Raw genomic sequence first — 24072 nt, 5'->3', positions numbered from 1 at the left:
GCTGCTGCGGGGCGCGGGCCTAGATCTTCCGGCCGCCCTCGTGCGCCCACTTCTCCAGCATCTCGGTGGTGACCGACTTCGGCCGCTCGATGGCGTAGCCGAGGCCGCGGTCCCACACGAGGTTGGCGAGCACGCCGAGCGCGCGGCCGACGCCGAAGAGGACCGTGTAGAAGTCCCACTCGCGGACGCCGTAGTACCACTGGATCACGCCCGAGTGCGCGTCCACGTTCGGCCACGGGTTCTTGGTCTTGCCGTGCTCGGTGAGGACGCCCGGCGCCACCTCGTAGATCATGTTCACGAGCTGGAAGAGCGGGTCGTTCGGCAGGTGCTTCTTCGCGAACTCGTTCTGCGCCGTGTAGCGCGGGTCGGTCTTGCGGAGCACCGCGTGGCCGTAGCCCGGGATCACCTGGCCCGAGTTCAGCGTGTCCCAGAGGAACTGCTTCAGCTGCTCCTTCGAGGGCACCTGGTTGTTCAGCTTCTTCATCGTCTGCTGGATCCAGCCGAGCACCTCCTGGTTCGCGAGGCCGTGCAGCGGGCCGGCGAGGCCGTTGATGCCGGCCGAGTAGGAGTAGTACGCGTCGGAGAGCGCCGACGCGACCAGGTGCGAGGTGTGGGCCGAGACGTTCCCCGACTCGTGATCCGAGTGGAGGATGAAGTACATGCGGGCCACGTCGTCGTACGGCTTCACCTGCCCGATCATCTTGGCGAAGTTGCCGCCGAGGTCGAGGTTCGCGTCCGACGCGATGTGCGTGTCACCCTTGTACTTCATCCGGTAGATGTACGCGGCGAGCACCGGGAGGCGCGCGACGAGCGTCATCGCGTCCTCGTACATCGGGTCCCACATGTCCGTCTTCTTGAGGTTGCCCTCGCCGTAGCGCTTCGCGAACACCGACTCGCGCTGCATCGTGACGATGCCGGCCGAGAACATCGCCATCGGGTGCGAGTCGCGCGGCATGGCGCGGAGCACGTCGATGACGTACTGCGGGAGCGCCTCGCGCTTCTTGAACTCCGCGAAGACCTCCTGCGCCTGCTCCTTGGTCGGGATCTCGCCCGTGAGCAGGAAGTAGAAGAAGCTCTCCACCGTCGGCATCTCGCCGCCCGGGACCACGTGCGCCTTCAGCGCCTCGAACGTCTCGGGGATGGTCTTGCCGCGGAAGCGGATGCCTTCCTGCGGGTCGAGGTACGAGATGTCGGTCACGAGGCAGCGGACGTCGCGGGCGCCGCCGATCGCCTGGCCGATGTTGACCTTGTCGATCACCACCTCGCCGAACTCCTTGTTCAGCTTCTGAATCCGCGGGCGGAACGCCTCGATCTTCTGCTTCAGCACCTGCTTCAGCGTGGACTCAGCCATGGTCACTCCGGCCAACTGTCTGAAGGTTTGAGTTGCTTGGAATTTCGTAACGCGAGGGCCCGAATCCTACTCGCGGGCCCGGGGATGGCGCAAACGGGAAAGGGCCCGTAAGTCGTGGAGCACAAAGGTCTATTTACGTTTTGAAAGCCGCCGGGCGAGCGCCCGGAGCGGTCCACTTCAGCCCGCGCGATTGGTCAATGGAGCCGATGTGTGTGGGAAGCGCCCGGCAAATGCTCGGGTTTCGCTCGCAGGCGAACGCGCCGTCCGCCTCCCTGCCGGCCCGCGTACCGGCGGGCGTGCGCTCGCCGGGGCGCGCCGCGCCGCGACCAAATGCCGCTCGCCGCCGCGCGCGCGACCGCGGCGGCCGGAACCCCGGACCCCGGCGCGCCTGGACACCCTCCGGAGGCGCCGCCTCCGGCGATCCCCGGGCCACCCGATCTCCGGTGCGGCCTAGCCGCGGCCCGCGGCCAGGGCGGCGGCGACCTCGGCGGCCACCGCGCCCGAGGCGCGCTTGGGCCCGGGCGCGGGCTCGCCCGGCGCGGCCACCCCGTTCGCGGCCGGGGGGGCCTCCACCGCGGAGGACTCCACGGTTTCTGCAGCCCCCCTCCGCGGCTTCTCGGCGGTCCCCGACCGGCAGGTCCGGCACCACGGCTGGTTCCGGATGGCGCCGTCGGCCATGCGCCGCAGGCCGAACTGCGAGAGCGGCCGCATCTTGTGGCACTTCAGGCACATGAGGGTGATGAACACCTCGTTGCCGTCGGCGTCGTAGACGGACGAGCGGCGACGCCTGGGCTTCGCGGCGTCGCCGGGCTCCTTCACACGGCCGAGGGACCTCGGCTTCTCGAGCTCGCCCTTCGCGATCGCGGGCGCCACCATGACCTTCACGGCCATCCTCGGAACCTCCACCTAGCGGATCCCGTCCACTCCCGACGCGCCGGGCCGGTCACGGGCGGCGCGGGGAAGGGACGGCGAGCGGACCCTAGCCGGCCCCTCTGACATCGGCGGACCCCGGGCCGGGCCGGCGGGCGCGCCCGGGGGCCGCCGGCCCATCTGGTGCGCCGGATGCACAGCCCCGCGCCGGGCCGCGGCGGCCCGGCCCTCCGGCGCCGATCGCGCGCCGGCGGGGCCGTGCCGCCGCCGCCGATCCGGGCAGCGCGCCGGCGCCCCTGCCCGGAAGGCCGGCACGCCGCGCCCAGGAGGAACCCATCGTGATCGCGCACCTTCTCCTCTCCCTCGCCCTCCTGCTCACCGCCGCGAAGCTGGGCGGCGTCCTCGCGGTCCGCCTCGGCCAGCCGGCGGTCCTCGGCGAGCTCGTCGCGGGCATCGCGCTCGGCGCGCTGCCTGCGCTCGGCCTGCACGGGGCGGCGGGGCTGGCGCACGATCCGGTCCTCGAGGCGCTCGCCGAGCTCGGGGTGATCCTGCTGCTGTTCGAGGTCGGGCTCTCCACCCGCCTCGCCGAGCTGGTGAAGGTCGGCGCCTCCGCGTTCCTGGTGGCGTGCATCGGCGTGGTGGCGCCCATGGCGCTCGGCTACGGCGTCGGCGCGTGGCTCCTGCCCGGGGCGAGCCCGCTCGCGCACCTGTTCCTGGGCGCGGCGCTCTCCGCCACCAGCGTCGGCATCACCGCCCGCGTGCTCCGGGACATGGGGCGCATCGGCTCGCCGGCCGGGCAGATCATCCTCGGCGCGGCGGTGATCGACGACGTGCTCGGCCTGCTGGTGCTGGCGGTGATGGTGGGGCTCGCCGGCGGCGGGGGGGACGGCGCCGGGACGTGGACGGTGCTGGCGCTGGTCGGGGCGAAGGCGGTCGGGTTCCTCGGCGCCGCTCTGGTGGCCGGGCGCTGGGCGGCGCCGCGGCTGTTCGCGGTCGCGGCGCGGCTCCGCGCGCAGGGCGTGCTGTTCACGCTGGCGCTGGCGGTGTGCCTCGCGCTGTCCTGGGCGGCCTCGGCGGTGGAGCTCGCGCCGATCGTGGGCGCGTTCGCGGCGGGGCTGGTGCTGGAGGGCGTGCCGTTCGCGGAGCTGAGCGGCGGCGAGGAGCGGCTCGAGGAGCGCCTCACCCCGCTCGCCGCGGTGCTCGTGCCGCTCTTCTTCGTGCGCATGGGGCTGGCGGTCGATCTCGGCGCCCTGGGCACCGGCTCGCTCGCGCTGGCGGGCGCGCTGTCGGTGGCGGCGATCGTCGGCAAGCAGGCGTGCGCGCTCGCGGTGGTGACGCCGGGCGTGGACCGGCTCGCGGTGGGGCTGGGGATGATCCCGCGCGGCGAGGTGGGCCTCATCTTCGCGAACATCGGCCTGTCGCTCACCGCCGGCGGGCGGCCGCTGCTCGGGCCGGGCGCGTTCGCGGCCATCGTCGCGATGGTGCTCGTCACCACGCTCGTGACGCCGCCGCTGCTCCGCTGGCGGATGGGGTCGGCTCCCGCGGCGGCCGCCGTCCGGCCCGGACCTGGCGTCCGTGCGGCGTGACGGTGGGTGCGTGCTCCCGCGCCCGGCCTCGCCCGTTGGCGGGCGACCGAACGTGCAGGTCGCACGAACAGGCGAGCCCGCATTGGACCGGCGCGCGAGAGTTTGGCAGCATCGAGGTGCCTGGGGGGGCCGCGTGGAGCTGGGGCCGCAGCGCGAGGGGAACGCGCAGCACTCGTCGGAGTACCGGACCGTCGCCGTCTACTGGACGCGCGCCGAGGCGGAGCTCGCCCGCGGCATGCTCGAGGCGGACGGCATCCCCGCCGCGTTCCGCGACGGCGCCGACGCGGTGCTGCTGCCGGGCACGCGCGCGCTGCGCCTCATGGTGCCCGCCATGGACCTCGACCGCTCGCGCGAGCTCCTGGCGACGCCGGAGGCGGCGACGCACGCCGCGGAGCCGCCCGCGCCGGCGGTGCCGGCGCGCGACGGCTGGGGCGTCACCTGGCTGGTGGTGTGGATCGCGGCGTTCGGGCTCGCCGGCGTGTTCGCGCTCGCGCGCGCCCTGCGCTGAGCCGGCGGCCGCGCTCAGCGGTGCAGCGCCGCGTACGCGACCACCTGCACCGTGCCCACCAGCGCGACCACGGTCGCGGCGGAGATGGCCGGCTTGGCGGTGGCGCGGAACCACGCGACCAGGCCGGGGAGCGCGAGCGCCAGCCCGAGCACCAGCCCGAGCGGCAGCTGCACCACCCGGAGCTGCAGCGCGCCCAGGGCCATCAGGACCTCGAGGCCGCTCGCCACGAGCGCGATGGTGGCGAGCACGCGGCCGCCGGTCGCGAAGAGCAGGGCGGAACCGGCGAGGGCGACGAACGCGAGCAGGGTGTGGAGCGGCATGGCCGGCGTTCTTACGCCCGCCGGGCGGCGCGGGCAAGGAAGCGGCCGGCCCCGGACGGCGCGCCCACACCCGCGCACCGCCGGTGCCGGCGGCGGCGCGCGGGCCGTCGGACGGATCGGTCAGGCGCGCTGCACGAGCTGCCGGAGCACGTACTGCATGATGCCGCCGTGCCGGTAGTACTCGACCTCGATCGGCGTGTCGATCCGCACCGTGACCGGGACCTCCTCGCGCGCGCCCCCGGCGCGGTGGATCACGAGGCGGGCCGCCTGCCGCGGCGCGAGCCCCTCGGAGATGCCGAGCAGGTCGAACGTCTCGGTGCCGTCGAGCTTCAGCGTCGCCGCGGACACGCCCTCCGGCAGCTGCACCGGGAGCACGCCCATGCCCACCAGGTTGGAGCGGTGGATGCGCTCGAAGCTCCGCGCCGCCACGAAGCGGATGCCGAGCAGCACCGTGCCCTTCGCCGCCCAGTCGCGCGAGCTGCCGGTCCCGTACTCCTGGCCGGCCACCACGCAGAGCGGGACGCCCTCGCGCGCGTACTGCATGGCGGCGTCGTGGATGGGCTGCTGCGTCCCGTCCGGCTGGTGGCGCGTCACCCCGCCCTCGACGCCGGGCACCATCAGGTTCTTCACCCGCACGTTCGCGAACGTGCCGCGCACCATGACGTGGTCGTTGCCGCGGCGCGCGCCGTAGCTGTTGAAGTCGGCCACCGACACGCCCAGCGACTGGAGGTACTTGCCGGCCGGCGAGGTCGGCTTGATCGAGCCGGCCGGGCTGATGTGATCGGTGGTGACCGAGTCGCCGAAGATCGCGAGCGGCCGCGCGCCGGTGATCTCGCCGATGGTGCCGGCGGAGAGGCCGAAGCCCTCGAAGTAGGGCGGCTGCTGGATGTAGGTGGACTCCGGGTTCCACTCGTACAGCTTGCCGCCGCGCACCGGCAGCGCGTTCCAGCGGTCGTTCTGCGAGAACCCGGCGTAGTTCTGCCGGTACTGCTCCGGGTCCGCGGCCGCGCCGCGGAGCGCCTCCACCTCCTGGATCGTGGGCCACACGTCGCGCAGGTACACCGGCTCGCCGTCCTTGCCGGTGCCGAGCGGCTCCTGCTCGAGATCGACGTCCACCGTGCCGGCGATCGCGAACGCCACCACCAGCGGCGGGCTCATCAGGAAGTTGGCCTTGATCGACTGGTGCACCCGGGCCTCGAAGTTCCGGTTGCCGGAGAGCACCGCCGCGCCCACCAGGTCGTGCTCGCCGAGCAGCTTCTCGATGCGCCCGTCGAGCGGCCCGGAGTTGCCGATGCAGGTGGTGCAGCCGTAGCCGACGACGTTGAAGCCGAGCGCGTCGAGGTCCTTCTGCAGCCCGGTGCGCTCGAGGTACCGCGACACCACCCGCGACCCGGGGCCGAACGAGGTCTTCACGGTCGGCTTCACCGTGAGGCCCTTCGCCACCGCCTTGCGGGCGAGCAGGCCGGCCGCGAGCATGACGCTCGGGTTGGACGTGTTGGTGCACGAGGTGATGGCGGCGATGAGCACGTCGCCGTGGCCGACCTCCACGTCGCCGTCGGCGAGGCGCGGCACCAGCCCCACCGGATCCGGCGTGGGCCGGTTGTTCATCATCTCGGTCTCGGTGAGCGTGCTCGTGTTCTTCCGCCCGTCCGGCGCGCTGTCCGGGTCCTGCAGGCCGCCGCCGGGGCGCGTCTGGCCGCTCGGCGCCGACGCCAGGCGGTGGCGCTGGCCCAGCTCCGCGGCCGGCTTGCCGTAGCCGGTCGCGTCCGCGCGCGTGAACAGCTCGCGGAACGCCTGCTTCAGCGCGGGCAGCTCGATGCGGTCCTGCGGGCGCTTCGGCCCGGCCACCGCCGGGCGGACGCTGCCGAGGTCGAGCTCGACCACCTCGGAGTAGTCCACCTCGCCGGGGCGCGGGATGCGCAGCATGCCCTGCGCCGCGTAGTAGGCGCGGAACGTGTCCACGACCTCCTTCGGCCGGCCGGTCTGCTCGAGGTAGCGGAGCGACTGCTCGTCGGGCGGGAAGAAGCCCATGGTGGCGCCGTACTCCGGCGCCATGTTCGAGAGCGTGGCGCGCTCCGGCACCGGCAGCGTCTCGGCGCCGGCGCCGAAGAACTCGACGAACTTGCCCACCACCTTGGCCTTGCGCAGCACCTCGGTCACGCGGAGCACGAGGTCGGTGGCGGTGACGCCCTCGCGGAGCGCGCCCGTGAGGTGCACGCCCACCACGTCCGGCGTGAGGAAGTACGTCGGCTGGCCGAGCATGGCCGCCTCGGCCTCGATGCCGCCCACGCCCCAGGCCACGACGCCGAGGCCGTTCACCATGGGCGTGTGCGAGTCGGTGCCCACCAGCGTGTCCGGGTAGTACACCCCGTCCTTCTCCAGCACGCCCTTGGCCAGGAACTCGAGGTTGACCTGGTGGCAGATGCCCATGCCCGGCGGGACGATGCGGAGCCGCTCGAACGCCTGCGTGCCCCACTTCAGGAACTCGTAGCGCGCCACGTTCCGGTCGAACTCGAGGTCCATGTTCCAGCGGAGCGCCTCGGGCGACGCGAACGCGTCCACCTGCACCGAGTGGTCCACCACCAGGTCCACCGGGACGATCGGCTCGACGATCATCGGGTCCTTGCCGAGCTTCGCGACCGCCGCGCGCATCGCGGCGAGGTCCACGAGGAGCGGCACCCCGGTGAAGTCCTGCAGCAGCACCCGGCCGACGACGAACGGGACCTCGCGGGTGCGCTCCGCCCGCGGCTTCCACTGCGCGAGCGCGCGCACGTCCTCCTCGGTGACGCGCTGCCCGTCCGCGTTGCGGGCGAGCGACTCGAGCACGACGCGCAGCGAGACGGGGAGCCGCGAGATGGGGCCGAAGCCCTTGCGCTCCAGCGCGGGCAGCGAGACGAGCTTGCCGGTCCGGCCGGAGCCGAGATCGAAGGGGGTGACGACGCCGAGGAAATCGTTCATGGGTGCGAGGCCTCCGGTGGCAGGCTACTTATCGTCGCGCCGCGCCGAAGCAAGCAAAGAGGGTCCCACCTGCACCTCGGGTGGCGCGTCAGGAGACCGCATGCCCGTCCCGTCCCAGCTCTACCGCCCCTCGCTCGCGCTCCTCACCGACTACTACGAGCTGACCATGGCGTACGCGGCCTGGAAGAGCGGCGCCGCGGCGAAGCAGGCGTCGTTCACGCTCTCGTTCCGGTCGAACCCGTTCCACGGTGGGTTCACGGTGGCGGCGGGGCTCGAGCACGCCATGGACCTGGTCGCCCACCTGCGCTTCTCCGACGAGGACCTCGCCTGGCTGGCCACGCAGGCCGGCGCGGACGGCGCGCCGCTGTTCGAGGGCGGCTTCCTGGACGCGCTCCGCGCGCTCGAGGTGGACGTGGACGTGGACGCGGCGCCCGAGGGCACGGTGGTGTTCCCGACCGAGCCGCTGGTGCGCGTCACCGGGCCGGTGATCCCGTGCATGCTGCTCGAGACGCCGCTGCTCGCGGTGGTGAACTTCCAGACGCTCGTCGCCACCAAGGCCGCGCGGGTGTGCCTCGCGGCGGGCGGGGACCCGGTGCTCGAGTTCGGGCTGCGGCGCGCGCAGGGGATCGACGGCGGCCTGGCCGCGAGCCGCGCCGCGTACGTGGGCGGCTGCGCCGCCACCTCGAACACCCTGGCCGCGCGGCTGTACGGGATCCCGGGGAAGGGGACGCACGCGCACTCCTGGGTGATGCTGCACGCGAGCGAGCGCGAGGCGTTCCTGGAGTACGCGAAGGCGATGCCGGCGAACTGCGTGTTCCTGGTGGACACCTACGGCAGCCTGGACGGGATCCGGAACGCCGTCGAGGTGGGGCGCTGGCTCCGCGAGCACGGGCACGAGCTGCTCGGCGTCCGCCTCGACTCCGGCGACCTCGCCTGGCTGTCGATCCAGGCCCGGCGCATGCTCGACGAGGCGGGCTTCCCGCGCGCGGCGGTGTACGCCTCGAACGAGCTCGACGAGATCATCATCCAGAGCCTGAAGGACCAGGGCGCGCGCATCGGGGTGTGGGGCGTCGGCACGCGGCTGGTCACCGGCCAGGACGACGGCGCGCTGGGCGGCGTGTACAAGCTGGGCGCGGTCCGCGCCTCGCCGGACGCGAGATGGGAGCACCGGGTGAAGGTGTCGGAGCAGGCCGCGAAGACCACCATCCCCGGCCTCCTGCAGGTGCGCCGGTTCTCCGGCCCGCAGGGCTTCCTCGCCGACGTCGTCTACGACGAGCTCACCGGGCTGCCGGCGTCGCCGGTGATGGTGGACCCGCTCGACCCGACCCGCCGCCGGCAGCTCGCGGAGGGCACGCCGGCCGAGGACCTGCTCGTCCCGGTGTTCCGCGGCGGCCGGCAGGTCTACGCCCCGCCGCCGCTCGACGCGGTGCGGGCGCGCACGCAGGCGCAGCTCGCCCGGTTCCACGCCGGCGTGAAGCGGTTCGTGAACCCGCACCAGTTCCCGGTGGGGCTGGAGCGCGGCCTCCACGATCTCCGCACCGAGCTGGTCCTCGCCGCGCGCCGGGCGCCGATCTGAACGGGGCTGCGCCCCGCCCCACGGAGCGGAGCTCCGCGGGGCCCCACCCTGCTGCGCGGGTCCCGTGACCTCGCGCGCCCGCTTGCGCGGGCCCGCGCGAGGTCCCCGCGGGCGCGGCTGGGCCGCGCGCGGGGCTGCGCCCCGCCCCACGGGGCGGCGCTGCCTGCGGCCGCGGCATCCTTCAGGCCCGATCCAGCGCCTTCGTCATCCGGATCGCGTCCCAGCGCTCGCCGGTGCTGCGGGGGAAGGCGCGGCGGAGCACGGTGGTCTGCGCGAAGCCGTGCTTCGCGTACAGCGCGCGGGCGGCGGTGTTGTGCGGGAACACGTGCAGCACCAGCTCCCGCGCGCCGGCCTCGCGCGCCCAGCCCACCGCGGCCCTCACCAGCGCGTCGCCGACGCCCTGGCGGCGGAACCCCTCGGCCACCAGCATCCCCAGCTGCGGCAGCGTCCGGCCCACCAGCATCGCCATGCCGGCCGGCGGCGCGCCCGCCCCGGCCTCGGCGACGAGCAGCGTCCCCTCGCCGGTCCCGAGCAGCGCCTCCCAGCCGCGGCGCACCTCGCGGCGGTCCACCGGCGGCTCGGTCGCGAGCCAGCGGCGCTCGGCGCACACCGCCGCGAACAGGTCGAGGCAGCCGTCCAGGTCCGCGGGCTCGAGGCGCCGCACGCGCATGTCTCCAGGGTAGGCGACGGCCGCCGGTTGCGCGACACCCGGGTCGGCCGGCGCGCCGCCGTGCGCCCTCGCGGCCAGCCGTTTCGGGGTAGGGTAGCGCCGATGCGCGCTCCGAACCCGTGGACCGTGGTCCCCGCCGCCGACCACGCGCGATGGCTGGGCCCGGAGGGCCTGGACCTCCGCTCGACGCTCGACGCCCTGTTCCAGGAGGCCTACCTCTCGGCCCAGCCCGACCGCCTGCTGGTGGTCGGCTGCGCCACCGGCGACGGCCTCGAGCACGTGGACCCGTCGGTCACCGCGCGCGTGGTGGGGCTCGACGTCAACCTGCAGTACCTCGCCATCGCGCGGCAGCGCTTCTTCCACCTCGGGCCGCGCCTCGAGCTGTACTGCGCCGACGCGGAGGCCTGGCGCGCGCCGCCCGGCGCCTTCGACCTCGTCCACGCCGCGCTGGTGCTGGAGTACCTGCACCCGGAGCCGCTAGTGCGGCGCATCGCCGGCTGGCTCGCCGACGGCGGCGCCTGCACGATCGTGCTGCGCCTGCCCGGCGGCGAGGCGCCCGAGCCCCCGTCGCAGGCGCTGCGCCTCATCGAGCGCGCCGCCCGGCCGGTGCCCCCGGAGGAGCTGGTGCGCCTGTTCGAGCACTACGGGCTGCCGCTCCGGCGGCAGCGCGTCGTCCAGGCGCCCGGCGGCGCGAGCCTCTGGGCCGGCGCCTTCGGGCGCGCCGAGGCCCGCCCGAAATAACCGGGCGGGGCCTGCGTAAGGTCTCGGAGGAGGCCGAACGATGCTCTGCCCGTACTGCCGCACCGAGAACGCGCCCGGCGCGACCCGCTGCGCCGCCTGCACGAGCTGGATGGTGGGCCGCCCGCCGTTCCGCGAGTGGACCCGCGCCCGCGAGGGCCGGATGATCGCGGGCGTCGCGCGCGGGCTCGCCAACCGCTTCGGCGTACCCTGCGCCGCGATCCGCCTCGCGTTCCTGCTCTCCGTCGTGCTCGGCGGCTGGGGGATCGTGGTCTACGTGGCGCTCTGGATCGCCATGCCCGAGGAGCCGCTCCTGCTCCCGCCGCACGCGCCCCGCGAGGACGCGCGCCCTGCGCCGAGCGGCTGGGGCGGCTGAGGCGCGCGCCGGCTACTTCAGGCGCCCGAGCAGCCGCAGGATCCCGTCGAGGAACGTGATCGGGTGCGGCGGGCAGCCGGGGACGTAGAGGTCCACCGGGATCCCGTCGAGCGCGGCCGCGGCGCCGCCGCAGGTGACCGGGCTGCCCGCGAACGGCCCGCCGGAGATGGCGCAGGCGCCCACCGCGATCACGATCCGCGGGGCGGGCACCGCCTCCCAGGTCTGGCGCAGCGCGAGCCGCATGTTCTCGGTGACCGGCCCGGTGACCACGAGGCCGTCCGCGTGGCGCGGCGACGCGACGAACTGCACGCCGAAGCGGCCGACGTCGAACTGGATGTTGCCGGACGCGTTCAGCTCCGCCTCGCAGCCGCTGCAGCCGCCCGCCGAGACCTGCCGGAGCTTGAGGGAGCGGCCCAGCACCCGCCGGAGCTCGGCGTCGAGCGCCTCGGCGAGCACGGGCGCGTCGCGCGACACCACCAGCGCCTCGCGCGAGCGCGACGCCAGGCGGTGATCGCCGGTGAAGCGCAGCGCGCCGGACGGGCAGGCGGCCGCGCAGTCGCCGCAGAACGTGCAGCGGCCCAGGTCCACCCGCATCGTCGCCTTGCCGGCGTCGAGGATCGCGTCGGTGGGGCACGCCTCGACGCAGGCGGCGCAGCCGTCCTCGCAGCGCGAGGGCTCCACCACCGGCCGGCCCCGGAAGCGCGCCGGGAAGCGCGGCGGGCCGTCGGGGAAGGCCACCGTCTGGTTCCCGTAGCCGAGCCGGAACTTCAGGATGTCGATCACAGGTCGTGCCCCGCGTAGGAGAGGTTGAAGCTCTTGTTGCAGAGCGGGAAGTCGGAGATCTGGCCGTCGCGGAGCGCCATGGCGAGGCCGAACCAGTTGTGGAAGGACGGGTCCTTCACCTTGTAGGCGTCGAGCTTCCCCCGGGCGTCGGTGACCGCGACGTGGGCGATCTCCCCGCGCCAGCCCTCCACCATCGAGACCACCAGCGCGCCCGGCGCGAGCGGCCCGGGCGCCGCGCGCGACGGGCCGCCGGGGAGCCGCTCGAGCTGGTCCAGCACGAACTCGACGCTCCGCTCGGACTCGAGCAGGCGGATGAGCGCGCGGGCGAGCACGTCGCCGTTCTCGGCGGTGGTGACCGCCACGTGGGAGAAGCGGTAGATGCCGAACGCGTGGTCGCGGCGGACGTCGCGGTCCACGCCGCTCGCGCGCGCGGCCGGGCCGACCATGCCGAGCTCCTGCGCCAGCGCGGTGGGCACGGTCCCGGTGCCCTCGAAGCGGGCGCGCACCGAGGGCGACTCGAACATGAGCGACGCCGCGCGCCGGGTCTTCTCCCAGGCCGCGCGGACGCGGGCCGCCAGCGCGCGCGCCGCCTCCGCGTCGAGGTCGTGCTTCACGCCGCCCGGGCACACCAGGCTGCGGCCGAAGCGGTTGCCGCAGATCTCCGCCACCGCGTTCAGGAACTCGGCGCGGAGCGCGCCGCAGTACGAGGCCGTGGGCAGGAAGCCCACGTCGCCGGCCAGCGCGCCCAGGTCGCCGACGTGGTTCGCGACCCGCTCCAGCTCGAGCCCGATGCCGCGCAGCGACATGGCGCGCGCCGTCGGCGCCACCCCGGCGAGCGACTCGATCGCCTTGGCGTAGGCGAGCCCGTGGCCCACCGCGGTGTCGCCGGCGATCGACTCGGCGAGCGCCATCGAGCGCCGGTCCGGCCCGCCGCGCAGGAGCCGCTCCACCCCGCGGTGCTGGTACCCGAGCACGATCTCGAGGTGGAACACGCGCTCGCCGTGGCACTGGAAGCGGAAGTGGCCCGGCTCGATGATGCCGGCGTGCACCGGGCCGACCGCGACCTCGTGCACCTCCTCGCCCTCGACGCGGAAGAACGGGTACTCGCCCGGGATCGTGGCGCGCGGGTCGGCGCGGCCGAACGGATCCGGCGCCTCGCGGCGGGGCGGCTCGAAGCGGAGCGGCTTCAGCCAGGGGTGGCCCTCGGGGCGCAGCCCCCACTGCTCCGCCAGCTCGCGCTCGAACGCCTGCGCGGCGGGCAGCTCGGCCGCGATGGACGGGAGCGCGCCGGCGGCGCGGGTGGCGAGCAGCGCCAGCCGGCCCTCCGGGTCGTCCGCCAGCACGGCGGTGACGAGCACGCCGCCCCCGCCGTCCTCGCGGCCGAACAGCGCGGCGAGGCGCCCGCCGCCCCGGTGCGCGGCGAGGACGATCTCCCTGAAGCGGGCCGGGTCGTGCACCGGCACGGCGCGCGCGTCCACCGGCTCGCCGTTCCAGGTCTCGAGGACGTCGCTGGCGCGGGGCGCGGCGCCCGGACCGGCGGTCGCGGTCGTGTTGCGGGCCATCACCAGCCTCCCCCGACGAGCGCCGCCGCGGCGCCGAACAGGTCCTTCAGCCCCGCCGGCAGGAACACGCCCAGCGCGAGCACCACCAGCATGAGCGCGAGCGGCGGGCCGGCGGTCAGCCAGCTGTCGCCGGTGCCGGGAACGCGCGGCGCGTCGGACGGATCGCCCTGCACCACGTCGAGCACGGTCGCGGCCATCCCCACGAAGATCACCGCCAGGAACGCGAGGAACAGCCCGCCCACCCAGTAGCGCCCGGCGCCGAACGCGCCGTTCACGATGGCGAACTCGCTGAAGAACGGCCCGAACGGCGGCGAGCCGGTGATGGCGAGGAAGCCGGCCAGGAACAGCGGCCCGGAGAGCGGCAGCCGGCGCCCCGCGCCGTGCACCTCGTCGGTGGACTTCGAGCCGAAGGCGCGGTGGATGTTGCCGGCCGACAGGAACAGCACGCCCTTCGTCAGGCCGTTGTTCATGGTGTGGAAGAACGCGCCCGCGGTGGCGGCGCCGCCCAGCGACACGCCGATGGCGAGGATGCCCATGTGCTCGACGCTGGAGTACGCGAGCATGCGCTTGAAGTCGCGCTGGCCCACCACGAACACCGCGGCGAGGCCGATGGAGAGCAGGCCGAGCGCCATGAGCGCGTCGCGCGCGAACGCGCCCTCGCCCGCGGCGATCGTCACCTGGAACACGCGCACCACCGAGACGAACGCGAAGTTGGTGAGCCCGCCCGCGAGCAACGCCCCGAGGATGCCCGGCGCCTCGCCGTACGCGTCCGGCTTCCAGGAGTGCAGCGGCGCGAGGCCCATCTTCGTGCCGTAGCCCACCAGCAGGAACACGAAGGCCGCCCGCACCCAGGGGCGCGAGAGCGCGCCGCCGGCGGCGATCAGGTCCTCGACCAGCAGCGACTTCGGGCCGCCCGGGCCCGCCCCGGCGAGCGCCAGGAAGAACGTGCCGAGCAGGGCCAGCGCGATGCCGAGCGAGCCGATGAGCAGGTACTTCCAGGCGGCCTCGAGCGAGCGGGCGTTCTGGTTGAAGTAGATGAGCGGCGCGGTGGAGAGCGTGCTCGCCTCCATGGCCACCCAGGTCAGGCCGAGGTGGTGCGAGAGCGCCACCGTGGTCATGGCCGAGAGCAGCACCAGCAGGCCGCCCACGAACACGCGGTTGTCGCGATCGGCGCGGCGGGCCAGGTAGCCCTGCGCGTACACCGCCGAGGCGAGGAACAGCGCGGTGGCGGTGAGGAGCGTCACGCGCGCGAGCGGGTCGAACGCGAGCCAGGCGCCCTCGCGGGCGGGCGGGGGCGCGGCGAGCAGCGCCAGGACGCCGGCGGCGTGGACCAGCGCGCCGGCGAGGAGCACCAGCGGGCGGCGCCGGGCGGAGGGCATCGCGAACGCGACCAGCGCGAGCGCGAGCGGGGCGGCGATGAGGAGCACCATGCGCGGTCAGTCCTTCAGCGCCGAGAGCTTCTCGGTGTCGAGCGAGGCGAACTCGCGGTTGATGTGGAACATGACGATGCCCATGACGAACACGGCGGCGAACAGGTCGAGCAGCACGCCCGCCTCCACCATCACCGGCATGATCCCGGTGAGCAGCAGGCCGAAGACGTAGACGCCGTTCTCCAGCACCAGGAACCCCAGCACCTGGTTGACGGCCTTCTTGCGCGAGACCACCAGCAGCATCCCCGCCCACACGGTCGAGAGCGCGGTCGGGACCAGGTACGGGTGCGCCTCGCCGCCCGGGAGCGGCAGGCGGCTGGAGAACGCGAACGCGAGCGCCACCCCGATGCCGCCCAGCACCATCGACGGGACGAAGCCGACGATGGGCTCCATCTCGCGGCGGATGGACGCCTCGCGGATGGCGCGGAACATGAGCCAGGGGATGAGCGCGCCCTTGATGGCGAGCGCCCCGGCCGCGAGCAGCAGGACGTGGCCGACCTGGTGGCCGCCCTCCAGCAGCAGCAGCGGCAGGGCCGCGAGCAGCGCGCCCTGCGTGGCGACCGCGCGGATGGCGGCGCCGAGCCGGCTCGAGGCGAGCAGGAAGAAGTCGATGACGACGACGAGGATGAAGACGAGGTCGGTGAGGTTGGTCACGGGGTCACCGGAGCAGGAGGACCAGCGCGAAGGCGGACAGCACCGAGGCGCCCACCAGGAGCTGCGGCACGCGCACGATGCGCAGCCGGGCCATCACCGACTCGACCACGCCCACCGCCACCGCGAACGCGAGCACGCCGAGGAGGAACAGCGCCTCCGAGGCGAGCGCGCCGGCGCCGTGGCCGAGCACCAGGCGCGAGAGCAGCGCGCCGAACAGGAACAGCTTCATGGCCGCGCCGTACAGGATCAGCGCCAGGTCGGGCCCGCCGTGGTCGAGCACCATCACCTCGTGGATCATGGTGAGCTCGAGGTGCGTGTTGGGGTCGTCCACCGGGATGCGCGAGCACTCGGCCAGCGCCACCACGAACAGGCCGATGGCGGCGAGCAGCAGGCCGGGCGCGGCCGAGGACCAGGCGGCGTCGAGGTCCGGGCCGAGCATGCCGGAGAGCGAGAGCGAGCCGGTGGCGCGCGCCAGGACCAGCAGGCAGAGGAACAGCGCCGGCTCGGCCAGGCTCGCGAACGTCACCTCGCGCGCGGCGCCCATCCCCTCGAACGACGAGCCGGTGTCGAGCGCGGCGAGCGCGGTGAAGAAGCGGCCCAGGCCGAGCAGGTACGCGAACAGGACGAAGTCGCCGGCGAACGCGATGGGCGCGGGGGCGCCGCCCATGGAGAGGAGCACGCCGGCGGAGGCGGTCGCCGCGAGCCCGATCACCGGGCCGGCGCGGAACACCCAGGTCGTGGTCCGGCTGTAGACCGCGCCCTTGCGCAGCAGCTTGGCGAGGTCGAGGTACGGCTGGAGCAGCGGCGGGCCGCGGCGGCCGCCGACGATCGACTTCACGCGGTTGATCACGCCGAGCAGCAGCGGCGGGAGGACGAGCAGCGCGACCACGTGCAGCGCGGTGCGCAGGACCATGGGCGCGTTCACCACGCGAACCCCCAGGCGAGGACGGCGAGGAGCGTCAGGAGCACGAGCAGCATCTGGAACTGGATCCGGCGGAGGTAGAGGAGGCGCGCGCGCTCGGCGAGCCAGCCGTACGCGCGCGCCACCGGGAGGAGGGCGAGGTCGAGGACCGTGTCCGGGACCGCGGTGGCGAACGGCGCCGCCGCGGGGAAGGGACCCTCGAGGCGCGGCTCGGTGCGCCGCGGGAAGATGGCCCAGGTGAAGCGCGCCAGCAGCAGCGCGGCGAGCGACGAGCCGGTGTACTGCATGCGGGCGGTCGGCGCGGCGAAGGCGCAGCCCCAGGTCGGCTGGGCGGGCGCGACCCGGCCGGCCAGGCGGCGGCGCCGCCAGGCGGCCACGGCCAGCGCGGCCACGAGCAGCACGGCGGCCACCGCGCTCACCCGCGCGGCGCCGGCGGCCGCGCGCGCGGCCGGGGCGGCGAGCAGGGCGGGGTCCACCCGGGCCCAGGCGGCCGCGGCGCGGGCGAGCGGCGCGGTGGTCGCGGCCGGGAACAGGCCGATGGCGGCGCAGGCGGCGGCGAGGAGCGCCATGGGCGCGAGCATGGCCGCGGGCGGCTCGTGCGCGCCGCGCGCGTGCTCGCTGCGCGGGCTGCCCAGGAACACCACCCCGACCACCTTCGCGAAGCAGGCCGCGGCGAGCCCGCCCACGAGCGCCAGCGCCGGCGCGCCCAGCGTCACGTAGGCGAGCAGGTCGCCCCCGGGCTGGCGCAGGCCGTCGAGGAGCCCGAGGTAGACCAGCCACTCGGAGGCGAAGCCGTTCAGCGGCGGGAGCCCGCTGATGGCCGCGGCGCCGACCACGAACAGCAGCGCGGTGCGGGGCATGGCGCGCGCGAGGCCGCCCAGGTGGTCGAGCTCGCGGGTGCCGGTGGCGTGGTGCACCGCGCCGGCGCCCAGGAACAGGAGCGACTTGAACAGCGCGTGGTTGACGACGTGCAGGCCGGCGCCGCCCAGCCCGAGGACCACCAGCGCCGGGATCCCGCGGGCGCGCCCCAGCACCGCGAGGCCCAGCCCGAGCGCGATGATCCCGACGTTCTCCACGGTGTGGTACGCGAGCAGCCGCTTGAGATCGTGCTGCGCGAGCGCGAACGCGACGCCCAGCACCGCCGAGACGCCGCCCAGCGCGAGCAGCGCCACGCCCCAGGACTCGGGCGGCGCGTCCACCAGGCCCGTCACCCGCATCAGCCCGTAGATGCCGGTCTTCACCACCACCCCGGACATGAGCGCGGACACGTGGCTGGGCGCGGCCGCGTGCGCCGGGGGGAGCCAGAAGTGGAGCGGGACGAGCCCGGCCTTCATGCCGAAGCCGGCCACCGCGAGCGCGAGCACCGCGGCGGCGGTCGGGCCGGAGAGCCGCAGCCCCTCCATGGCCTCGAGCTCGAAGCTGCCCGCCTCGCGCCGCAGCAGCGCGAACAGCGCGAACAGCGCCAGCGTGCCGGCGTGGGTGGCGGCGAGGTACAGGAACGCGCCGCGCCGGACCGAGGGATCCTCGTCCTCGGTCTGCACCATGAAGAAGTTCGCGAGCGCCATCACCTCCCAGCCGACCAGGAAGCCGATGGCGTCGGCGGCGCACACGAGCAGCGCCATCCCGGCGACCGCGAGCCCGTAGAAGACCTGGAGCCGCACCGCGCGCGCCCCGCGCTCCGCCTGCGGGAAGTAGCGCAGCCCGTACACCGAGCCCGCGGCGCCGATGCCGAGGATCGGCACGAGGAACAGGCCGGAGAGCGCGTCCACCCGCAGCGCCCCGCCCGCCGCCGCCTCGCCCCCCGCCAGCGCCGCCGCCGCCGCGGCCAGGCCCAGCGCCGCGCCGGCGCAGAGCGCCGCGGTCGCGAGCGCCTGCGCGCGCGCCGGGCGGAGGCCGGGCAGCGCCGCGGCGAGCCCGCTCGCGGCGGTGAGGGCGATGGCGCCGAGGGCGAGCGCGGAGGTCACGGACCGTACCGGAGGAGGAGCAGCGCCGAGAGGCCGAGCAGCGCCGCGACGGTGTAGAGGAGCTGGAGGTTGAGGCGGGCCTGCTGGAAGCCGCGCAGCCGGCTGAACCAGCCGCCCACCCGCAGGAACGCCGGCTCGAACACGCGGGTGCGCGCCGGGTCGTCGCCCTCCAGCGCGAGCGAGGCGCCCGCCGGGAACGCGCCCTCCGGCGGCCGCAGGCGCGCGCGCGGCCGGAGCGGGCGCGGGACCGCCGCGGCCAGCGCGAGCTGCGCGTAGGAGGCGGCGGTGTACTGGACGCGCGGGCTCGCCGCGGAGAAGCCGCAGCCCCAGGTGGACGAGGTGGCCACCGGGCGGCCCGCCCGCAGCCGCCGCGCCGCCAGCGCGAGCGCGCCGCCGAGCGCCACCAGCACCAGGACGCCCGCGCGCATGGGCCCGGCGAGCGCGCCGGTGGCGGGCGCGAGCGCGGCGAGCACCTCGCCCTCGGTGGTCCCGAGGACCTGCGCGGCGGCGGGCGCGAGCAGCGCGGCCGCCTGCGCCGGGAACAGCGCCAGCGCCACGTTCCCGGCCCCGAGCAGCGCGAGCGGCGCGAGCACGAGCGGCCCGGCCTCGTGCGCGTGCGCCGCCTCCTCGCTGCGCGGCTCGCCCAGGAGCGCGGTGCCGAGGAGCCGGGTGAACACCACCGCGGCGAGCGCGCCCACCAGCGCCAGCGCGGCGAGCGCGAGCCACGCCGCCAGCGCCAGCCCGCCCGTCCCGCTGCCGCCCTGCAGCAGGCCCAGGTACACGAGCCACTCCGAGACGAAGCCGTTCAGCGGGGGCAGCCCGCACAGCGCCACCGCGGCGAGCACCAGCAGGCCGCCGGTCCACGGCAGCCGCCGGAGCAGCCCGCCCATCCGCTCCAGGTCGCGCGTGCCGGCCCCGTGCACCAGCGCCCCGGCGCCCAGGAACGCGAGCCCCTTCATGAGCGCGTGGTTCCAGACGTGGAGCAGCGCGGCGGTGACGCCGAGCGCCGCCACCAGCGGCGCGTGGTACGCGGCGCCGATCAGCCCCAGCCCCGCGGCGAGCGCGACGATCCCCACGTTCTCGACGGTGGAGTAGGCGAGCACGCGCTTCAGGTCGCGCTGCCCGAGCGCGAGCGCCAGCGCCGCGAGCGCGCCCGCCAGGCCCACCCCGGCGAGCAGCAGCCCGGCCCAGGCCGGCGCGGGCGGCAGGAACGTCAGCACCCGCAGGATGCCGTACACGCCCATCTTCACGAGCACGCCGGACATGAGCGCGGAGACGTGGCTCGGGGCGGCGGGGTGCGCCTCGGGCAGCCACACGTGCAGCGGCACCAGGCCGGCCTTGGTGCCGAAGCCGACCAGCGCGAGCAGGAACAGGAGCGCCGCGGGCGCGCCGCCGGCCCGGAGCGCGGCGAACGCCTCGAAGCGGAGCGACCCCGCCTCGCGCCCGAGCACGAGGAACAGCGCGAACAGGAACGCGGCGCCGAGGTGCGAGGCCACGAGGTAGGTGCGGGCGGCGCGGCGCACCGAGGCGTCCTCGTGCTCGTGGGCGACGAGCAGGAACGACGCGGCGGTCATGCCCTCCCACGCCACCAGGAACAGCACCGCCTGCCGCGCCGCCACCACGAGCGCCATGCTCGCGAGCGTGAGCGCGAAGAACAGCGCGAACGGGCCCATGGCGCGGCGGTCCGCCTGCGGGCGCAGGTAGCCGGCGCCGTAGATCGAGGCCGCAAGGCCGAGCGCGAAGACCGCGGTCGCGAACGCGGCCGAGAGCGGGTCGAGGCCGAGCGCCAGCGCGCCGAAGGGCACCGGCCAGGGGAGGTCGAGCGCGGCGGGCGGGGCGCGCAGCGCGGCGAGCGAGGCGGCGAGGCCGAGCGCGCAGCCCAGCGCGGCGCTGGCGCTCCCCACCGCGAGCGCCAGGCGCGGGCGCGCGGAGACGGCCAGGGCGGCGAGCCCGCCGGCCACGAGCACGGCGAGCGCGGCGACGTAGAGCGTCATGGCTTCCTCGCCGCCGCGCGCTTCTCGGCGATGGCGGCCTCGACCCGCTCGATCTCGGGGAGGAGCGCGTCCACCCCGGCGCGCGCGTCGAGCGCCGCGAGCACGCCCGGGTCGCGGAGCGCCGTGGCGACCAGCGCGAGCAGGTGCAGGTGCGCGCGGGTGGACGGGCTCACCAGCAGCACGAGCGTGTGCACCGGCTTCCCGTCCAGCGCCTCGAAGTCCACCGGGCGGTCGAGGTAGCTGATGGCCACCGCCGGCGTGGCCACGTGCAGGACGATGGGGTTCCGCGCGTGCGGGATGGCGATGCCGTTCCCCACGCCGGTGGAGCCGAGCGCCTCGCGGGCGAGGAGCATCCGGTGCACCAGGTCGCGATCGGCCTCGCGCGGGAGCGCGAGCCGGTCCACCAGGTCGCGCAGCGTGGCCGCCTTGTCGGCGCCCGCCAGGCCGTGGTGCACGCCGCCGGCGCGGATCGCCTCCGCCAGGCTGGGCAGCGCCGGCTGCTCCAGCTCGGCGAGCAGGTCGGGCGAGATCTCCAGCCCGCGCGAGGAGGCGAACTCGAGCAGGTCGATCTTGTTCAGGCGGTACTGCTCGTTGACCCGGGAGGCGGCGAGCTCGCCGCTCCTCAGCCACCGCTGCAGGGTGGCCTCGGTGACGCCGAGGAGGCGGGCCGCGTCGCGTTCGGTGAGCTGCATTCCGTTCCGGTTCCTTTCAGCCGAGGCGCTTCATGCCGAGGACCACGTCGATCGACCGCGACAGCACGCCGGCGAGCAGCGGCAGGCGCAGCACCGCCACGCCGCGCTCGCCCCAGCCGGCCGGCTCGGGCGGCTGCCGCGGGCGCACGGCCAGCACCGGCGTGCCCGGGCGCGCGCGCTCCAGGTGCGACAGCACCGACTCCACCGCCGCCACCGGGACCTCGGGGCAGGTCACCACCAGCGCGACCGGCATCTCGTCGATGGTCCGGTTCGCGGCCGCCGCGGTGGCGACGCGCAGCAGGCACAGGTCCTCGCGGCGGGCGAGGTCGGCGAACAGGTCCTCGCTCGCCGGCGTGGGGTGGGCGAGGAGCAGGACGGAGGGGGGCGGCGGGGCGGTCTGCATCGCGTCGTCCCACCCGAGAGCAGGAACCGCGCCACCGCGTCATTTCATCCGGAACGCAGGGAATCCCGGCGCTTGGCGTCCAGGCCGGCCGCGGCCGGCGGCTGCCGCATCATGCCGATCCGGCATCCTCGGGGCCGATCCCCCAGGCGGCGAGCTTGGTGTAGAGCGTGCGCAGCCCGATGCCGAGCGCGCGCGCGGTCCGGGCGCGGGTGCCGTGGCGGCGGAGCGCCGCGAGCACGATCCGGCGCTCCGCCTCGGCCAGCGTGCCGTCGAGGGACACCTCGACGACGGCGCCGCCGGGCGCGGCGCCGAGCGGGACGGCGGCCGCGGCGGCGGCCGCGGAGCCGGGCGCAGCAGCGCCCGCGGCCCTCCGCGGCGCGGCGGCGCGGCGCCGGGGCGGGGCGACCTCGCCGGCGGGCCGGCCGACCAGCTCCAGGTCCTCGAGCTTCACCACCTCGCCGGTCGCGAGCACGCAGGCGCCCTCGACCGCGTTGCGCAGCTCGCGCACGTTGCCCGGCCAGTCCTGCTCCACCAGGCGCTGGATGGCCGCCGGCGCGATCCCGGCGATCTGCCCGCCGCTCCGCCGGTTGAAGTCGGCGATGAACGCGTGGACGAGCGCCGGGATGTCCTCGCGCCGCTCGCGCAGCGGCGGGACCACGAGCGTCACCACCTTCAGCCGGTAGTAGAGGTCGTGGCGGAACCGCCCGGCCTCGATGGCCTGCTCGAGGTCGCGGTTGGTGGCGGCCACGATGGACAGGTCCACCTTCACCTTGCCGGTGCCGCCCACGCGCCGGAACTCGTTCCGCTCCAGCACGCGCAGCAGCTTCGCCTGCGTGGAGAGGTCCATCTCGGCGATCTCGTCGAGGAAGAACGTGCCGCCGTCGGCGAGCTCGAACAGCCCGCGCTTGCGCTCGTTCGCGCCGGTGAACGCGCCGCGCTCGTGCCCGAACAGCTCGTTCTCGAGGATGTCGCGCCCGAGCGTCGCGCAGTTCACCGGGACGAACAGGTGCTGCCGGCGCGGCCCGCGGTCGTGCAGCGCGTGCGCGACGATCTCCTTGCCGGTGCCGCTCTCGCCGAGCAGCAGCACGTTGCTCTTGTAGCGCGAGATCTTCTCGATGGCGTCGTGGAGCCGGCGCACCGCCGGCGAGGAGCCGTCGAGCCCGAGCAGCCGGCCGGGCGCCGCCGCGCGCGCCGCCCCGGGGCGCTCCAGCGCGCGCGCGAGGCGCCGGAGCAGCTCGCCGGCGGGGAACGGCGGCGGCAGGTAGTCGTCGGCGCCGAGCTGCATGGCGTCCACCGCCTCCTGGACCGTGCCGCTGCGCCCGAGCACCGTCACCGGCGCGCCGCCCAGCCGCTGCCCGGCCGCGGCCGCGAGCGTCGAGACCGCCGCGCTCCCCAGCGCCTGCTCGACGTAGACCGCCGCGAACCCGCCGCCCTCCAGCGCGGCGAGCGCGTCGTGCTCGCCCTCGACCACCGCGGGGGCGAAGCCGGCCCGCTCGAGCGCCGCCGCGAGCTCCGGCGCGCCGCCCGCCGAGACGACCAGACAGGATCTTCCCGCGCCGTAACCTTCGGCCGCGTCGCTCGCGCCCATGGGGCCTCCTGCCGCCCCTTCTACTGCCGATTCGGCACGTGGTGCAAGAACGGCAGGCCGGCTGCCCGCCCGCGGCCGCCGCCGCGTCAGCGCCCGTCGTCGCGGAAGACCAGGATCTCCTCGCGGCCGAGGCGCAGCACCATGCCCGGCCCGAGCCCCTCGGTGCCCGCCACGCCCGGCCCGCCCAGCGTCTCGCCCGGCCCGGCCAGCGCCAGCACCCGCTCGACGCGGTCGGCTGCCTCGCCGAGCGCCACCAGCTCGGTGCCGTCGTGCACCGGCAGCGTCCCGGTGAGCAGCGGGCCCCGGTCCACCGCGGCGCGCACGTCGAGCGCCACGCCGAACGCGCGCACCGCGGCGCGGGCGGTGCGGGCGGCGCGGATCGCGTGCAGGGGATCCTTCGGCCCCGGCGCCGGCATGCCGAACACCCCCAGCACGCCCGAGGCCGCCAGGCGGGCGGTGACGGCGCCCTCGTTCGCGGCGGCGCGCGCCGCGGCGTCGAGCGCGGCGCGGACCGCGAGCGCGTCGGCGGGCCGCCCGCGGCCGGTGGCCTGGATGGAGAGGCGCAGCACCGTGAGCGGGCGCGCGGTGAGCGCGTTCGGGTCGGCGCCGCCGGCGCGGAGCGCGGAGATCGCGGGCTCCGCGTCGCCCCGCAGGGTGGCGCGCGCCTCGGCGCGCGGGCGCGGCTCGGTGGGCGATTCGACGCGGGGCCGCTCCGGGGGCGATTCCTCGATGGGCTCGGCCGCTCGCTCGCCCTCGGCGACCCGCACCTCGGTGCGCCCGAAGCGCAGCACCATGCCCGGCTCGATGCGCGCCTCGGCGATCCGGTCGTCGCCGAGGAACGTGCCGTTGCGGCTCTCCAGGTCGATGACCCAGACGCCGTCGGCCCGCCGCTCGAACATGGCGTGCATGCTCGAGATCCACGGATCCTCGATCTGCAGGTGCGCCTCGGGCGACCGGCCCAGCACCGTCGGGATCTCCGGCAGGGCGAACACGGCCCCGGCGCGGGAGCCATTCAGGATCACGAGATCGGCCAAGGTGCGTCCCCTCGGTGCAACAGGCCTTCCATGATACCCTAGCCGTGACCCGCGCATGTCCGCCTCGCGCCCGCCAGAATCGATCCCGCGGGG

General features: G+C 75.5%; 21 protein-coding genes. 5 read left to right on the top strand and 16 right to left on the bottom strand.

Annotation, left to right across the window (positions count from 1 at the left end; genetic code table 11):
* Positions 1–19: 19 nt before the first annotated feature.
* Positions 20–1351 carry a citrate (Si)-synthase gene (locus tag ADEH_RS18975; protein WP_011422718.1) on the bottom strand — a complete coding sequence of 444 codons (1332 nt, stop codon included), beginning with the start codon at positions 1349–1351 and terminating at the stop codon, positions 20–22.
* A gap of 450 nt (positions 1352–1801) precedes the next feature.
* Positions 1802–2242: a hypothetical protein gene (locus ADEH_RS18970; protein ID WP_011422717.1), complete on the bottom strand. Its 441-nt coding sequence runs from the start codon at positions 2240–2242 to the stop codon at positions 1802–1804.
* A 317-nt stretch (positions 2243–2559) separates the two neighbouring features.
* Between ADEH_RS18970 and ADEH_RS18965 the strand changes: the two genes are divergently transcribed.
* Together ADEH_RS18965 and ADEH_RS18960 are read left to right on the top strand one after the other, a co-directional pair.
* On the top strand, positions 2560–3807 hold the full coding sequence (locus tag ADEH_RS18965) for a cation:proton antiporter (RefSeq protein ID WP_011422716.1): 1248 nt from the start codon (positions 2560–2562) through the stop codon (positions 3805–3807).
* Positions 3808–3940: 133 nt separating this feature from the next.
* A complete protein-coding gene (locus ADEH_RS18960) occupies positions 3941–4315 on the top strand; it encodes a DUF2007 domain-containing protein (RefSeq protein WP_041453699.1) in 375 nt (124 codons plus the stop codon).
* Positions 4316–4329: 14 nt separating this feature from the next.
* Here ADEH_RS18960 and ADEH_RS18955 read toward each other — a convergent pair whose 3' ends face one another.
* The gene (locus tag ADEH_RS18955) at positions 4330–4635 is read right to left on the bottom strand and encodes a hypothetical protein (protein ID WP_011422714.1); all 306 of its coding nucleotides are present in this window, start codon (positions 4633–4635) and stop codon (positions 4330–4332) included.
* 120 nt (positions 4636–4755) lie between these two features.
* Positions 4756–7593 carry an aconitate hydratase gene (locus ADEH_RS18950; RefSeq protein WP_011422713.1) on the bottom strand — a complete coding sequence of 946 codons (2838 nt, stop codon included), beginning with the start codon at positions 7591–7593 and terminating at the stop codon, positions 4756–4758.
* A 100-nt stretch (positions 7594–7693) separates the two neighbouring features.
* Between ADEH_RS18950 and ADEH_RS18945 the strand changes: the two genes are divergently transcribed.
* Positions 7694–9169: a nicotinate phosphoribosyltransferase gene (locus ADEH_RS18945; protein WP_011422712.1), complete on the top strand. Its 1476-nt coding sequence runs from the start codon at positions 7694–7696 to the stop codon at positions 9167–9169.
* A gap of 181 nt (positions 9170–9350) precedes the next feature.
* Here the strand turns inward: ADEH_RS18945 and ADEH_RS18940 are convergent, their stop codons facing one another.
* Entirely contained in the window at positions 9351–9839 is a 489-nt protein-coding gene (locus ADEH_RS18940) for a GNAT family N-acetyltransferase (RefSeq protein ID WP_011422711.1), read from the bottom strand.
* A gap of 102 nt (positions 9840–9941) precedes the next feature.
* Here ADEH_RS18940 and ADEH_RS18935 point away from each other — a divergent pair, with 102 nt between their 5' ends.
* Positions 9942–10580 (top strand): class I SAM-dependent methyltransferase, encoded by a 639-nt coding sequence (locus ADEH_RS18935; RefSeq protein WP_011422710.1) that lies wholly within the window; start codon positions 9942–9944, stop codon positions 10578–10580.
* A 40-nt stretch (positions 10581–10620) separates the two neighbouring features.
* Positions 10621–10953, top strand: a complete 333-nt coding sequence (locus ADEH_RS22655) for a PspC domain-containing protein (protein ID WP_011422709.1) — start codon at positions 10621–10623, stop codon at positions 10951–10953.
* A gap of 12 nt (positions 10954–10965) precedes the next feature.
* On the opposite strand, the gene ADEH_RS18925 is transcribed toward ADEH_RS22655, so the two are convergent.
* From ADEH_RS18925 to ADEH_RS18875, 11 genes are all read right to left on the bottom strand, one after another.
* Positions 10966–11736: a 4Fe-4S binding protein gene (locus ADEH_RS18925; RefSeq protein ID WP_011422708.1), complete on the bottom strand. Its 771-nt coding sequence runs from the start codon at positions 11734–11736 to the stop codon at positions 10966–10968.
* Entirely contained in the window at positions 11733–13298 is a 1566-nt protein-coding gene (locus ADEH_RS18920; RefSeq protein WP_011422707.1) for an NADH-quinone oxidoreductase subunit C, read from the bottom strand. Before ADEH_RS18920 ends, ADEH_RS18925 begins: the two co-directional genes overlap by 4 nt.
* Positions 13298–14728, bottom strand: coding sequence for a proton-conducting transporter membrane subunit (locus tag ADEH_RS18915; RefSeq protein ID WP_011422706.1), 1431 nt, complete (start codon positions 14726–14728; stop codon positions 13298–13300). The genes ADEH_RS18920 and ADEH_RS18915 overlap by 1 nt, the downstream gene beginning before the upstream one ends.
* 6 nt (positions 14729–14734) lie before the next feature.
* Positions 14735–15382 carry a hydrogenase gene (locus tag ADEH_RS18910; protein WP_011422705.1) on the bottom strand — a complete coding sequence of 216 codons (648 nt, stop codon included), beginning with the start codon at positions 15380–15382 and terminating at the stop codon, positions 14735–14737.
* A 4-nt stretch (positions 15383–15386) separates the two neighbouring features.
* Positions 15387–16307 (bottom strand): respiratory chain complex I subunit 1 family protein, encoded by a 921-nt coding sequence (locus tag ADEH_RS18905; RefSeq protein WP_232287338.1) that lies wholly within the window; start codon positions 16305–16307, stop codon positions 15387–15389.
* Positions 16304–18268 carry a proton-conducting transporter membrane subunit gene (locus ADEH_RS18900; RefSeq protein ID WP_011422703.1) on the bottom strand — a complete coding sequence of 655 codons (1965 nt, stop codon included), beginning with the start codon at positions 18266–18268 and terminating at the stop codon, positions 16304–16306. The genes ADEH_RS18905 and ADEH_RS18900 overlap by 4 nt, the downstream gene beginning before the upstream one ends.
* Complete coding sequence (locus ADEH_RS18895; protein WP_011422702.1) at positions 18265–20262, bottom strand: proton-conducting transporter membrane subunit; 1998 nt, start codon at positions 20260–20262, stop codon at positions 18265–18267. The genes ADEH_RS18900 and ADEH_RS18895 overlap by 4 nt, the downstream gene beginning before the upstream one ends.
* The gene (locus tag ADEH_RS18890; RefSeq protein ID WP_011422701.1) at positions 20259–20954 is read right to left on the bottom strand and encodes a PTS sugar transporter subunit IIA; all 696 of its coding nucleotides are present in this window, start codon (positions 20952–20954) and stop codon (positions 20259–20261) included. Before ADEH_RS18890 ends, ADEH_RS18895 begins: the two co-directional genes overlap by 4 nt.
* Before the next feature lie 16 nt (positions 20955–20970).
* The gene (locus tag ADEH_RS18885) at positions 20971–21357 is read right to left on the bottom strand and encodes a hypothetical protein (RefSeq protein ID WP_011422700.1); all 387 of its coding nucleotides are present in this window, start codon (positions 21355–21357) and stop codon (positions 20971–20973) included.
* Between the two features lie 109 nt (positions 21358–21466).
* Positions 21467–22945 (bottom strand): sigma-54-dependent transcriptional regulator, encoded by a 1479-nt coding sequence (locus tag ADEH_RS18880; protein WP_011422699.1) that lies wholly within the window; start codon positions 22943–22945, stop codon positions 21467–21469.
* Between the two features lie 86 nt (positions 22946–23031).
* On the bottom strand, positions 23032–23979 hold the full coding sequence (locus ADEH_RS18875) for an FHA domain-containing protein (protein ID WP_041453698.1): 948 nt from the start codon (positions 23977–23979) through the stop codon (positions 23032–23034).
* Positions 23980–24072: the final 93 nt, after the last annotated feature.

The sequence above is a fragment of the Anaeromyxobacter dehalogenans 2CP-C genome (assembly GCF_000013385.1).
GTDB lineage: Bacteria > Myxococcota > Myxococcia > Myxococcales > Anaeromyxobacteraceae > Anaeromyxobacter > Anaeromyxobacter dehalogenans_B.
The sequence above is the reverse complement of the archived record's forward strand: the minus strand, read 5'-3'. Positions and strand labels throughout refer to the sequence as shown.

What these genes read in the sequence shown, in the direction of transcription:
- ADEH_RS18935 (WP_011422710.1), top strand. Translation starts at nt 9,942, where the DNA reads ATGCGCGCTCCGAACCCGTGGACCGTGGTCCCCGCCGCCGACCACGCG.
- ADEH_RS22655 (WP_011422709.1), top strand. Translation starts at nt 10,621, where the DNA reads ATGCTCTGCCCGTACTGCCGCACCGAGAACGCGCCCGGCGCGACCCGC.
- ADEH_RS18975 (WP_011422718.1), bottom strand. Translation starts at nt 1,351, where the DNA reads ATGGCTGAGTCCACGCTGAAGCAGGTGCTGAAGCAGAAGATCGAGGCG.
- ADEH_RS18895 (WP_011422702.1), bottom strand. Translation starts at nt 20,262, where the DNA reads ATGACGCTCTACGTCGCCGCGCTCGCCGTGCTCGTGGCCGGCGGGCTC.
- ADEH_RS18955 (WP_011422714.1), bottom strand. Translation starts at nt 4,635, where the DNA reads ATGCCGCTCCACACCCTGCTCGCGTTCGTCGCCCTCGCCGGTTCCGCC.
- ADEH_RS18950 (WP_011422713.1), bottom strand. Translation starts at nt 7,593, where the DNA reads ATGAACGATTTCCTCGGCGTCGTCACCCCCTTCGATCTCGGCTCCGGC.
- ADEH_RS18915 (WP_011422706.1), bottom strand. Translation starts at nt 14,728, where the DNA reads ATGGTGCTCCTCATCGCCGCCCCGCTCGCGCTCGCGCTGGTCGCGTTC.
- ADEH_RS18880 (WP_011422699.1), bottom strand. Translation starts at nt 22,945, where the DNA reads ATGGGCGCGAGCGACGCGGCCGAAGGTTACGGCGCGGGAAGATCCTGT.
- ADEH_RS18940 (WP_011422711.1), bottom strand. Translation starts at nt 9,839, where the DNA reads ATGCGCGTGCGGCGCCTCGAGCCCGCGGACCTGGACGGCTGCCTCGAC.
- ADEH_RS18970 (WP_011422717.1), bottom strand. Translation starts at nt 2,242, where the DNA reads ATGGCCGTGAAGGTCATGGTGGCGCCCGCGATCGCGAAGGGCGAGCTC.
- ADEH_RS18885 (WP_011422700.1), bottom strand. Translation starts at nt 21,357, where the DNA reads ATGCAGACCGCCCCGCCGCCCCCCTCCGTCCTGCTCCTCGCCCACCCC.
- ADEH_RS18945 (WP_011422712.1), top strand. Translation starts at nt 7,694, where the DNA reads ATGCCCGTCCCGTCCCAGCTCTACCGCCCCTCGCTCGCGCTCCTCACC.
- ADEH_RS18890 (WP_011422701.1), bottom strand. Translation starts at nt 20,954, where the DNA reads ATGCAGCTCACCGAACGCGACGCGGCCCGCCTCCTCGGCGTCACCGAG.
- ADEH_RS18920 (WP_011422707.1), bottom strand. Translation starts at nt 13,298, where the DNA reads ATGGCCCGCAACACGACCGCGACCGCCGGTCCGGGCGCCGCGCCCCGC.